Below are 12,463 nucleotides of genomic sequence, written 5' to 3'. Positions count from 1 at the left end.
TAATGCTCGTTCTCAAATCGGACTCAATGCCACAGCTGCTTCAACAAAGCTATAGCCAAAAATTAATCGATTCAATCGAATCTCCAACTTGTAGAACATTTCGGGTTGCGTCAGTGATAAATTCCTTAGCCGTCCGAATTGCATTCTCCGTTTTCTGTCCGTTTGCTAGTTCTGCCGTAATGCATGCAGACAAAGCATCATCCTTACCAGACGGTTGTGAAAAAGGTGCGTGTTTATCTGTTAGCCAAAAATCATCGCCATCTTCAAGCAATACATAATCACGAATGTTATCTAGACCTTGATGTTCGTTACTCCCCTTAATGAGAACATTCTGAACACCTATACCGCGAAGTTCATTCGCTGCGTGAATCACATCATCATCTGATGTAATTTCAAAACCAACTATCTTTTCGGCTTCTTCAATTGTTGGCGTAATAACATTGGCTAAGGGAATCAAATCACTCACATACTTTGAGAAAGCTCTGTCGTCCAAAATAGGTGCACCAGTTTCATCAAACAATATTGGATCTAAAACAACCGGACCGACACTTTGATTCCGACATGCTTGTTCAACTGCCGTAATTAAGTCCAAATTAGGCAAATATCCAACTTTGCAGCTAGAGATATGCAGACCATTTAAAATCGAACCAAATTGACGATCAACTGAAGTTGCCGACAACACAATGCCATCTTTCGATGACATTTCACCATCGCTAAAAATCGAGGTCAGAACTGTGACGCCATAAACACGTTTCACTGAAAAGGTGTTTAAGTCCGCTTGTAAATAACGATTGCCCATTGAATATAGCCCGTTTACAGTTAAAGCCAACGGTATGCTTTCATCCATTTACTCACCCTCATTCAGCCTCAACTTAGTTTTTTGCCGAAGAACCAAAGCGCGAATTGCTTTTTTCGCGTTACTTTATTCAATCGAGGATGCGTCATTAATTCGTCTTGGACAAATCAAATTTGTGTGACACAAATCCGTACAGGGTCCAACCCGCAAACGTCACAAGTGCACCATATGCAAGTTCTTCAAAGCCGACTGCGTACAGTGCATAGAGACTGTAGAGCGATGCAATCGTAGCAATGATATTTGTCGTGCGTCGTGCAGATGCCGATACCTTGGCATCGAGTTGCATTGTTTTAAGCGCACCCATTGATAGCAAGTATGGAATAACATTTGTCACCACCGCCAAATTTACTAGAATTGTGAACTGTTTTGACAGGGATGGGCTGATCGTCATAAGAGCCAATAAAGACTGTAAAACAGTAATAATAATCATACCAATAATAGGTGTACCATTGGCAATTGTTTTCCCAAATATTTTCGGGAAATACCCTTCATGTGCGGAACTACGAAAGACTTCAGCGATAGTAAATTGCCAACCCAATAATGATCCAAAACATGAAATAATCATCAATCCCATAACAATGTTCCCGACCATCGGTGTAAACATCTGACTGAATGCTACCCCAAACGGTGCATTTGATGCGGCTAACTTAGCGTTAGGCACAATACCCTGCATAACGTTTGTCGAAACGATATACATTACGGCTGCCCCAATGGTTCCACCTAAAACAGCAATGGGAACATTTTTCTTAGGATTTTCAACAGAATCCATATTTGCCGAAGCTGATTCCAGGCCTAAAAATGCCCACAATGTAATCGAAATTGAATTACTAATCCCCTTAAAGAATCCCATATTGTGAGGATTCCAAGATGCTGCGTAAAGGTGACCACTAAAGAAGAACCAGCCTGCTAGTGAAATAACGACAACCGGAATGATAACGCCCCAAACAGTGAAGGTACTGATTTGTCCAGTAATTCTTGCACCACCGAAGTTCATAACCGTAGCCAACCAAAGCGTAAAAATTGTGGCCAAAGCAACGCCAACTGGTGACATGTGTAAATGGAATAAGACATCAAAGTAACCAACCGCAGAAATTGCAATCGCTGCATTAGCAATCACAAGTGAAACACCGTACGTATAGTTAGCCATGAACGATCCTGCTTTACCGTAAGAATACTGAGCATAACCGCCCATACCACCAGAGTTTCTGGTATACATCCCAGCTCTCGAGAAAGCATAGGCTAAACACATTGCACCACCAGCTGTGACAATCCAAGATAATATCGACATCGTACCAACCTGCGCTAAATTGGTTGGCAGCATGATAATTCCTGAACCCATCATGTTAATGGCCGTAATAATCGTGAGCTGAACCACACTCATCTTTTTCTTTTCCTGGGCCATGATTTTACCTCTATCCGTTTTTCTAAAATTTATAAAAAAACGTGGTAGACATGACGTCCACCACGTTGAATGGAACTACTCACCCTTGTTTTCTGACTTAGGATCGTAGACATACCCGTATGCAGTAGTCTGTCCATTTTCATTTTCGAAATAGACACCTTGAATTTCAGGCGCAAACCCTGGGAAACGGTTAATTCCTTCTTCCAAGATTAAGAAGTAGGTTTGAGCAACCTTGCTCCATTTTTCACCTGGAACAACACAGAAAATACCAGGTGGGTATGGAAGTGCACCTTCTAAGGCAACTTCACCTTCAATATCTTTCAGTGGTACAAGCTTGGCGTTGTTATGCAATAACTCAACGTTAGCTTCGTATGGCGTCATTGCTTGTTCAGGGAAGTAATCGGCCAAGAACATTTCTTTTTGATATTCCTTAGCATTGTTTCCCTTATAGAAGTCATGTAACTCTTGGCACAGTTGACGAATCGTGTAACCTGCATAACGATCCTTATGTTGTGCATACAGGTTTGGAAGTACATCTTCCAGTGGTGCATCAGCCTTAACAAGTGATTCAAACTTAACGATTTGTGATACTAGGTTATTCATCTTAGCTGGTGTCTCTGCTGGCGTCATCAAGAACAAAATAGAATTCAAATCGTTCTTTTCAGGAATAATCCCGTGTTCACGCAAATAGTTAGCTAAGATAGTTGCCGGAATACCAAAGTCTTCATATTCACCCGTCTGAACATTAATACCAGGCGTTGTTAACATAAATTTGTTTGGATCAACAAAGTATTGATCATCCTCATAGCCATCAAAAGCATGCCATTTTGCACCCTTTTCAAAGCGCCAGTAATCAATGTTGCTGACAATTTCTTCAGTGTCAGCATCTTCCCAGTTTTTACCATTTACAACTGGTGGCACAAACGGACGAATCATTGTGGCATTCTTCATCAAGTTTTTACGTGCATTTACTGAAGTGATTAAAGCATCACGCCATAACTTTTTACCAGCTTCGCCTTCTTGCATCTTGGCGTTAACATCCAAAGTTGCAAAAAGTGGGTAGAACGGGGATGTTGAAGCATATTGCATATAAGCGTTGTTAAATCGTTTGTGATCGATGTACCGCTTTTGCCCCTTAATGTGAGCATCTTTTTTATGAATTTGTGATGCTTGAGAAAAACCAGCTTGTTGCTTATGCGTTGATTGAGTAACCAAAATACCCGGATCTTCAGGTCCCAGATCAAGTAACAATGGTGAAGAATCACGCATCATTGGAATAAATTGCTCGTAACCGACCCATGCAGAGTCAAAAAGAATGTAGTCACACAAGTGACCAATGCGTTCAACAACTTGTTTGGCATTATAAATGGTGCCGTCATAAGTACCTAACTGAATAACGGCTAAACGGAATGGCCGTTTTTGCTTAGCCTTTTCTGGGTCCACCTTAGCGGCTTGTTTACGAATATAATCTTCATCAAAATCGCGTGAATAAATACCACCGATAAAGCCGTATGGGTCACGTGAAGTTTCGAGGTAAACTGGACGGCCACCGTCTTTAACTAATGCCGCATTGTAAACAGATTTATGGTTATTACGATCAAATAAGACTAAATCATCCGGCGCAACGGCAGCGGTAATGGCAATATTATTTGATGTCGTCGTCCCGTTCATAACGAAGTATGTTTTATCAGCATTGAATACTTGTGCTGCATGCTTTTCGGCGTCCATCGCAGGACCCTCATGAATTAGCAAATCACCTAGATCAACATCGGCGTTACAAATATCTGATCGAAAGACATTTTCGCCAAAGAAATCATAGAATTGACGACCTGCTGGATGCTTACGGAAATATTGCCCCCCTTGATGTCCAGGACAATCAAATTGAATGTTTCCGCGTTCAACGTAAGCCTTTAATTCCTTGAAGAACGGTGGCAAAACGCCGTCTTCATATTTTGAGGCCGCTGCCTCAATTTCACGGTTATACAACTGATGGTCATATTGATTTTTGAGATCCAAAATGTGATAAATCTTTTCCATCGTGGAACCGTCAATCTTGGAACTGTCGTCAGAAATGACAAAAACGGGAATCCCAAATTTTGTTGCATTCGCTGCTTCAACAACGGATGTGTCTTCATCCATAACCACTACAGCCGCGACGTCAACAAAGTCAGTTTCTGTTGCAGACACAATTTCACGGTCTGTTTCAAAAAAGTTCATGGCCTTTTCCGTTGACGCAATTTTGAGCTTATCCATGTCGTACCTCCTAAAAATATTGTTGGTAAAGAACAAGTAAAACTTGCCACGGCTATATTTTTACTACCCGTTTTTTGCATTTACAATGCGAATTTGTAAACGTTTTCTTTTACGTTTTTTTTACATTGCTCATTTTTTGTCTAGTTTAGCACCCCTATTACGCCTACTAATTCGCATCTTTTTTGCGATTTTCTTAGCATTTTATAATTTTACGTTTTTTTTACCTGGCCAAATGGACACAAAAAAAGACAATCAATTATCACAATTGATTGTCTTGTCTTATCTTTTTAATGGATTCAATTAGATGTGCTTAATGCTTCCGCGTTTTTTCAGAACAACTGAAAAGAGTCTTTCATCTGAATCCGGTTTAAATTCATCGTCACTTTTTTTGGCGAATAATATTTTAACTAGCTTCTCACCCATCTCTTGAATTGGCTGATGAACCGTTGACAATTCTGGTTGGACATAGCGCGTAATTTCAATATCATCGAAGCCAAGAATAGAAATATCCTCCGGCACACGTTTTCCGTGAGCAAGGAGACCACGATTCAATCCGACAGCGAGCTCATCAGAGAAAGCAAAAACTGCGGTTGCGCCGCTATCAATAACCTGTTTGGCCGAATTAAAACCACTTACTTTAGAATCATCGGGCTGTTCAAAAAATAATGTTGGATCTAAATCCAAATGATATTCTTTCAAGCCATTTGAAAAACCTGTGATTCGATGTAGTTTACTTTCACTATTCCCCGTCTTCATCAGCAGGGCAATTTTTCTGTGTCCATTATCAAGTAAATATTCTGCCGATTTACTGCCAGCCTCAAGTTCATTAATAGCCACAGAAGACTCGTTGTCCTGTTGCGGATCCATGATGATGCTAGGCAGACCAGTATTGGCCAGCAGCGTTTGCACAAAAGCAAGATCCATATTATCTCCTGCAACGATAATTGCATCTACTGGTCGCTCACTTAATTCATGAATATGATAACCAATGCCCTCAGAATTTTCTGAAAATTCCACCGACAGTTCTGCGAACTGTGACACCAAGCCGTCCTGGACCCCGTGAATCAATTCACGGTAATACGGATTGTCCAGGCTCGGCACGATCATTCCAACCGTAACTTTTGATTCAAACGGCTTATCGTTCCCTGTATTGTGATAGCCCATCTTTTTTTGCAGACCGAGCACTTTTTGCCGTGTCGTGGCGCTAAAGCGCTCGCCTTTGCCATTAAGAATCTGTGAAACCGTTGTTGGCGAAATGCCTGCCTCATTTGCAATATCAGTTATCGTCGTTTTTTTAGACATAATTTACCCTACTCTTCATAAATAACTCTTTTATTCGTCACTTTACATAGCATAAGCCAAGTGGCAATAAAAGCATAGTGAAATGTAAGCCCTTTAATAGGGACCCGCTCAGCTTTTTGTACTCACCCTCATTCTTTTAACTAAAAGATTTTATGCAAAAGTCATTAATAGCGAAATTGCATCTTTAAGCCGAAGGCCTAACTTCCATTGAGCTGCTGGAAGAGCTGCTGTTTCTTGGATTGCTGCGTAAACAACAGCCATCGCTTCTGAAACCAGCTGGTCCACGTCAAGCTTTGGTGATCTAAGTTTCAATACATTAAACGTGGCACTAAACAAATCACCGGTACCAAAAAAGTGCCCTTTGATCATGTTTTTACCAACCCACCCAATTTCATTACCACGGAGCCAAGCGCAACCAAGCGCGCTGCCCTTTTTGACTCCCGTTACAATAATCTGACAGTCAGGAGCAAAACTTTGACACCGTTTCAGCGCCTGCCGTAATTTGTCATCCGACGGGGTCATTTCTAAATCGCTTTCTGACAACAGCCCCAGTTCGGTAACGTTAGGCAAAGCAATTTGCGCACCACTCATTAACCGTCTCATTTCCTCAACGTAACTTTTCGTCAGAGATGGATAGAGTCTGCCCTGATCAGCCATGGCTGGATCAACAATAAGGTTTGGATTGCGATGCTGCCTAATTTCCATATTCACTAGTTGAGCCAGTTCATTTGTTCCTAAGTATCCAATAAGCGTTGAGGTAAACGGCTTGATATCAATGGTATCCCAATGTTGCCAAACTTGTTCCATCCAGTCAGCCATTGTTTCCCTGTGAGGTTGACCAAACCCCTCTGTTTGCGTTGACAACATTTGAACTGGCAAAGACGCTGTCAAAATATTCATCGATTGGCTTACCGTTAATGCAGATGTCATGGACATCTGTCCAAGAGCAGTAAAATCTTGAATAATGAGTGTGCTTAAAACATTGCTCGCTTGCTTTTCCATTGAATAATTAACGACCCTTTCCCCTGAAATAAAAATCGAGTTCGGCTATTTAATAACTTTCTTTCAATTTACCACTGTTCATGTAGATCAGCTTTCGTAAATCCCATTTGCTAATCAAATGGATAATTTTCATTCAAACATTTCTTTTTCCCCGTCGCAATGTGTTACCCTTACGCTAAGAAGAACGAGGAGGCGCATTATGGCGCAACATCAAAGACTTATTTCGCTAATTGAACCACCTGTCAGTTTGTCCGACAGTAACATGTCAGCCTATGTCGAAGGAACCTACGATTTGCTGGTACGGTTGGCAGATCACCAGCAATGGGACGAAGCAGCTTTAACAGCTTTAACTAAAAAAATCGCGTCAACAGTTAACGATGCTAATTTAAAGACCCAGTTTAGTAACTGGCAAGCATCCAGTGCCACCGTAGGCAGTTCAGCATTTACCACTTTATTTGCCGCCAGTTCGATGGCGCCGCTGGACAAAATGCGACAATTACTTTCAATCCTGGGTGCTCATCTCAACAGCAACACCGGCGATTTAGTGGCGGATCATGAATTCGCCCGTGAAGCCGGTCCCAGCGACCCCTTCTGGCGCGAACTTGCTCATACTGTTCAGGCAGCTTTTCCAAACGGACTGGCTCAAGATGACGCAACGGTACGCATGGTTCATCAGTTACGGTACTTAATCGATGCACATAACGTCGCATTTGTGCGGCGTTCATTTGAACTCAACGGAGAAAACGATCTCGAAGCGCTCATTGCATTTGACAAAGACGCCATCGCTCACGGCAATATTGCCAGTAAAGCAGACTCTTCCCGTATGCATAACAAGCAGCCAGAGGCTTTAGCACGCGGCGTGTTGCCGGCACTCCCAACCGCTAATTTCAAACGACTAGTCGATTTTCATAGTGAATTTGTGATTGCCCCCGTTCCCGAACCGACATTCATCATTGTGCCACTGGGACAAATTGCTAATGTAAATGATGTGCCAGCATACGTCCGCGGTCTAACCTTAGAAGAACGCAACGCCCTAGTTAACGGGGCATCTTTCAATTATGCTGACTCAAACGATTATGGTCAACCTGAAAGTCGCCACGCTTTGTTTGACGTAAACTATGGCGAGAATGACCCGATGGTTCGTCGGTTAGCGATGAAACCATACACTAGTCCACGGGCAGAGCCACGCGCCATTTCCCTACTTCAGCAACAATACGATGCAGCCGTTCAACAGCGTTAATTAAATATAGAACACCATAAACTTTGTCACCTTGGTACTTTTTTACCAAGGATTGGCAAAGTTTTTTTTGCGCCGAAATGTACTGGCACGAAGCCTTTGTAGACTTACTACGCCATAAAAATTACCTTTACAAAGTGCGCTCGTCATTTCGTTACTAATGATGTAGTCGTGGCCACGATATACAAATACCTCAACATTTAAGGAGAGAAACACATGTCACAAAAATGGCTTAAAACGAGCGTTCAATATCTTATTTCAGGTGAAGGTCACAGTACGCCAATCAAACGGAACTATAATACCGTTGCTCAAAACGTCACTGATGATCAACTGAACAAGTTTGGCGCAGCAATTGCAAGTCTGTCAAACGACAGTGTTAACGACATCTTTGTTACCACAAAGCAAGAAGCGAACGCCTAACTCACACTCAAAGGAGAATTAGTCTATGAAAGAGCTCAGTTTAAAATTCAAAAACGGTGACGGCAAGGCCAGCCACCTAAAACTACGATACGTTAGTGAAGACTTAACTGAATCCGCAGTCCGTGCCGCAATGAAGACCATCGCAGAATCAAACGTGGTGGTTGATAAAGATAACCACCTGACATACGTAACCCCCGTTTCGGCTCAGTATATCGACACTGTAAATACGGTGATCTTTGACGATGAACCGACCAAGAAACCTCATGTTCCAACACCGCCTGCATCATCTGCCCCAAGCACCACTGCACAACCACAAGTTTAACCGTCAAGTTCTAGCAAACATTGGCACGCCTGTCCACTTCTGGAGGCGTGCCTCTTTTTATGTAAACGTAGCGTTAAATTCTAATACTGTTTCTGGAGGAGATTACATGAAACATTTAACTACTTTAACCGTTGGTCTACTGTGCTGGTGGATCGCCGCGACCATCTTTAACATGCCTCTGTCGCTATCCAAAATTTGTCAGTATCTTATCGAATCAATCCTCACGGTGAACTTTTAATGTTGCTTAGTTTTTTACCCCAAGTGCGTTAAAAAACAATCACTTTAAGGACCAATGATGACGTTTTCATTTGCTTTTGTAAAAAGTTTGACCTTTTCTGACTTTTATCGAGCATTTCTATTGACCCATCTTAAAAAAGATGGTATTTATAAGTAGTCAATTTTTTTAGATTTCTCGCATGGAGGGACAGCAGATGGAAACTGAAGCACATCGCAACATCATTACATCAAAACTACGTCGCTTATTTAAAACAAAGGTACAGACAAAAGAAGATCGGACCGTTATCGTGCCAAGCAGCGTTCGGTCAGAAAATCATCGTTTTGATCAGTCACTGTTCAACAGTCTGTTGAGCCTGCAATTTGCCCGAATTGACGACTAGTTCAGTAATTTAAAATTTAATCGATCCACAAAAAGGCGATCACTGAAATTCAGTGATCGCCTTTCTTCATTTCAAATATAAAATCGCTTAATTTGCAATACCGACCCATGGTTTGGCAACATTTGCTGACAGCAGTGTAATCAACCATTGATTCCACTGCTGCAACTCGATAACCTGCCGCAAAACTCGACTACGGGCATCAACTGTCTCAATTAAGACACGATCAGCAACTTTGGCAGCAACCTGTTGGACAAAGACAAATGCCACATGCGTTGCACCTAATGCCGTCAATACTGCCAACCGATCCGAACAAAACGGTGTTACGGTCTTCACTTCACCATCAGACGCAGCATTGTTCGTCAAAACGATCCGTTTTACCGGTCGTTTGAAATTAGTCAGTGCCCAACTCAAGGTGTGCAAGTATTTAACTGTCGCCATCCCTGAAGTTAGGTACACAGCGTCGATACCGGCAGTAGCCTCAGCCATGAATAGGCCATCGTCAGCCGCACCAACCAGAATTTCAAAACGTGCGCGAACCTGCTTTGATAAGCTGTGGGGATGCATCGTGGTCAAACGCAAGCGATCCGCAGGTTGAGCTGCGGCCATTGCCGAAATCAACGTTTGCGTGCTCTGCTGATCCGCATTGATAAATAGAATGTTTGCCATGGTACACCCTCCTTTGAAACAGTTAATGCCCATTGATAATTGCTATATGGACATTATAACCGTTTTTTCATAAAAAGGATATACCAAATATTAAAAATATACTATTTAAGTTGCGTACGTTCTATTTATCATCGCTTATAAATAGTCTTATACGGGCATTTATTTAAGTGAGTAAAACAATTTACCGATTATCAATATGATATATACCAATATTGTGAAAAGACACTTTACAAATTGGTGAATCCCATATACAAATAGGCTTTTCGCATCATTTTAAACGTCGTTTTGCTAAAACCATTTGTACTAATCGATTGTTTTAAAACGATCTTCGTCATCCATATAATCTTTGTCGTCGGCCGCACTTTCGATTGACCCAAATGGCATTTCACTGCGTAAGCGCCAGTTACTTGGCAAGTCAAAAGCCTTAGCAATGCTGTCGTCAATAAGCGGGTTGTAATGTTGAACGGATGCACCCAGATTGTTCTCAGCTAACGCAGTCCATGCTGCAAACTGACTGTTACCAATATGTTGTTCAGACCAGTCGTAGAAATTATCAGCATACAGTGGGAAGCCATCTTCCAATTCCTTAACTTTATCCATGTCGGTAAACCACAGAATCGTCCCAAATCCAGCCTTAAACTGCTGTTCAACCTTTTGCTTGCTGCCTTCAAATGCCTCCGCAGGCGCAACCTTCTTCAGTTCGTCTAACACAATGTCCCAAACCTTTTCGTGAGCGTCGCCAAAAGCAAAAACCACACGCGTTGTTTGACTATTAAAGGCGGACGGTGACTCCTTGATTACATCCTTAAGCATCGCAGTGATGTCTTCTTGCGACTGATTCACCTTTTTACCCAAGTTGTAAATTGATCGACGTTGCTTCATCAAGCTTAAAAGTTCTGTTTCCATGTCATCGTCCTCCAAAGTTTTGTCATTGTTTTCTATAACGGGGTTTACTATATCGCACTTACGAAAAGTAAGCAACAACATTTTCAATTATTTTCATTTTGTATATTACTTCACATTATTTACCAAACATGCGAAAATAACGGTGTAGCAGCAACCTAAACCAATGGAGGTTATGAAAATGGCAAATCGTTTAACGGATAAAGTTGCAATTATCACAGGTGGAACCAAGGGTATCGGGCTGGCAACCGCCGCCGCTTTTTTGCGGGAAGGTGCTAAAGTTGTTATCACCTCACGCAACAAGGATGACGGTCAAACAGCACTCGATGGTCTTAACGGCGGTGACAACGCTCTTTATATGCAACAAGATGCCTCTGATGAAGCTCGCTTTAAAGAAGTTATTGATGATACTGTTGCTAAGTTTGGTAAGCTTGATATCATTGTCAACAATGCCGGCATCGCCATTGCGAAAGATGTTGAGCACACCACAGCTGACGAATGGCACCAATTGCTGGGAATTAACTTGGATGGTGTCTTCTATGGTACAAAGTACGGCATGATTGCAATGAAGGACCACGGCGGCTCTATTATCAACATGTCCTCCATTGAAGGTTTCATCGGTGACCCACTATTGGCTGCTTACAATGCATCTAAAGGTGGCGTTCGCTTATTCAGCAAGTCTGCAGCGTTGTATGCCGCAAAACAAGGTTACGGCGTGCGCGTCAACACTGTGCACCCTGGGTACATCAAGACACCATTAGTGGAAGCCCAACCAGGAATGGAAGAAGCTCAAACAAAATTAACACCAGTTGGTCACATCGGTGAACCTGATGATATTGCAAACATCTGTGTTTACCTCGCCTCCGACGAATCTAAGTTCGCTACCGGATCAGAATTTGTCGTCGACGGTGGCTACACTGCTCAATAAAAAATTCAATTTCATTTTTATGCGTTATAAAAGCCCAACTCTGACGAATTGGGCTTTTTGCGCTTTATTGATTAAATTTTAAATTAATCTGGAACTGGTTCGTTTGCGATTTCTGTACCAGCGTCAGGACCTGCATTAAGACTCACAATTCGGTCAACGGAAATGACAACCGCTGCAATTAAATCAGGCAATTGATTGTCCACTGCATACTGATGAGCCGCCTCAAATACAGGGCCATCTTTATAGATTGTTGCGTACCCTTCAACTCGCAACCCAATCTTACCTGGATAAGGATGAACGGCAACCGCTATCTTATGGTTTGCCTGCAAATTGTGCCAAGCCTGGCGCCCAGTTTCCTCATTATAGATTAAATGTTCATCGTCCATGACTCTTAGCGTGCCCTTTGGACCAATTTGTGGATTTCCATCCTCATCAACGGTCGCAATAAACGGAAACGCTTGTGAAATCAAATCCTTCATTTCGGATGTCAATTTTGCCATACTGAAACCTCCTCAAACTTAATTGAATCCAGTATATAAAACATCCCATCGTCAC

The 12,463-nt window shown here is 42.1% G+C and carries 14 protein-coding genes; 6 read left to right on the top strand and 8 right to left on the bottom strand.

The features are described 5' to 3' along the window. Window positions 1-49 precede the first annotated feature (49 nt). The 5 genes from LDK34_RS04950 to LDK34_RS04930 form a co-directional block, all read right to left on the bottom strand. Window positions 50-847, bottom strand: coding sequence for a PfkB family carbohydrate kinase (locus LDK34_RS04950; RefSeq protein WP_236941534.1), 798 nt, complete (start codon window positions 845-847; stop codon window positions 50-52). A gap of 97 nt (window positions 848-944) precedes the next feature. Then, window positions 945-2,258, bottom strand: coding sequence for a putrescine-ornithine antiporter (potE, locus tag LDK34_RS04945; RefSeq protein ID WP_178914265.1), 1,314 nt, complete (start codon window positions 2,256-2,258; stop codon window positions 945-947). 75 nt (window positions 2,259-2,333) lie between these two features. Further along, window positions 2,334-4,511, bottom strand: coding sequence for an ornithine decarboxylase (gene speC / locus LDK34_RS04940; protein WP_178943545.1), 2,178 nt, complete (start codon window positions 4,509-4,511; stop codon window positions 2,334-2,336). 300 nt (window positions 4,512-4,811) lie between these two features. Next, window positions 4,812-5,813: a LacI family DNA-binding transcriptional regulator gene (locus LDK34_RS04935; RefSeq protein ID WP_178942363.1), complete on the bottom strand. Its 1,002-nt coding sequence runs from the start codon at window positions 5,811-5,813 to the stop codon at window positions 4,812-4,814. Window positions 5,814-5,963: 150 nt separating this feature from the next. Further along, window positions 5,964-6,815: a bifunctional hydroxymethylpyrimidine kinase/phosphomethylpyrimidine kinase gene (locus tag LDK34_RS04930; RefSeq protein WP_178942362.1), complete on the bottom strand. Its 852-nt coding sequence runs from the start codon at window positions 6,813-6,815 to the stop codon at window positions 5,964-5,966. A 199-nt stretch (window positions 6,816-7,014) separates the two neighbouring features. Here LDK34_RS04930 and LDK34_RS04925 point away from each other — a divergent pair, with 199 nt between their 5' ends. The 5 genes from LDK34_RS04925 (at window position 7,015) to LDK34_RS04910 (ending at window position 9,411) form a co-directional block, all read left to right on the top strand. After that, a complete protein-coding gene (locus LDK34_RS04925) occupies window positions 7,015-8,055 on the top strand; it encodes a DUF3114 domain-containing protein (protein WP_178942361.1) in 1,041 nt (346 codons plus the stop codon). 213 nt (window positions 8,056-8,268) lie between these two features. Continuing rightward, window positions 8,269-8,472, top strand: a complete 204-nt coding sequence (locus LDK34_RS04920) for a DUF1659 domain-containing protein (RefSeq protein ID WP_161001134.1) — start codon at window positions 8,269-8,271, stop codon at window positions 8,470-8,472. A gap of 25 nt (window positions 8,473-8,497) precedes the next feature. After that, on the top strand, window positions 8,498-8,794 hold the full coding sequence (locus tag LDK34_RS04915) for a DUF2922 domain-containing protein (protein WP_178942360.1): 297 nt from the start codon (window positions 8,498-8,500) through the stop codon (window positions 8,792-8,794). 106 nt (window positions 8,795-8,900) lie between these two features. Further along, window positions 8,901-9,032 carry a hypothetical protein gene (locus tag LDK34_RS12610; RefSeq protein ID WP_263863214.1) on the top strand — a complete coding sequence of 44 codons (132 nt, stop codon included), beginning with the start codon at window positions 8,901-8,903 and terminating at the stop codon, window positions 9,030-9,032. 193 nt (window positions 9,033-9,225) lie between these two features. After that, the gene (locus LDK34_RS04910; RefSeq protein ID WP_178942359.1) at window positions 9,226-9,411 is read left to right on the top strand and encodes a hypothetical protein; all 186 of its coding nucleotides are present in this window, start codon (window positions 9,226-9,228) and stop codon (window positions 9,409-9,411) included. Window positions 9,412-9,498: 87 nt separating this feature from the next. Here the strand turns inward: LDK34_RS04910 and LDK34_RS04905 are convergent, their stop codons facing one another. Together LDK34_RS04905 and LDK34_RS04900 are read right to left on the bottom strand one after the other, a co-directional pair. Continuing rightward, entirely contained in the window at window positions 9,499-10,077 is a 579-nt protein-coding gene (locus tag LDK34_RS04905) for a hypothetical protein (protein ID WP_178942358.1), read from the bottom strand. A gap of 303 nt (window positions 10,078-10,380) precedes the next feature. Continuing rightward, window positions 10,381-10,983, bottom strand: coding sequence for a nitroreductase family protein (locus LDK34_RS04900; RefSeq protein ID WP_178942357.1), 603 nt, complete (start codon window positions 10,981-10,983; stop codon window positions 10,381-10,383). Window positions 10,984-11,161: 178 nt separating this feature from the next. Here LDK34_RS04900 and LDK34_RS04895 point away from each other — a divergent pair, with 178 nt between their 5' ends. Continuing rightward, window positions 11,162-11,908, top strand: coding sequence for an NADP-dependent (R)-specific alcohol dehydrogenase (locus LDK34_RS04895; protein ID WP_236941533.1), 747 nt, complete (start codon window positions 11,162-11,164; stop codon window positions 11,906-11,908). An 83-nt stretch (window positions 11,909-11,991) separates the two neighbouring features. Here LDK34_RS04895 and LDK34_RS04890 read toward each other — a convergent pair whose 3' ends face one another. Continuing rightward, a complete protein-coding gene (locus LDK34_RS04890; RefSeq protein WP_178942355.1) occupies window positions 11,992-12,408 on the bottom strand; it encodes a pyridoxamine 5'-phosphate oxidase family protein in 417 nt (138 codons plus the stop codon). Between the last annotated feature and the right edge of the window lie 55 nt (window positions 12,409-12,463).

This window comes from Furfurilactobacillus milii (assembly GCF_021654115.1).
Lineage (GTDB): Bacteria > Bacillota > Bacilli > Lactobacillales > Lactobacillaceae > Furfurilactobacillus > Furfurilactobacillus milii.
Note: the sequence above shows the minus strand (reverse complement) of the source record. Positions and strands in the feature narration are given on the sequence as shown.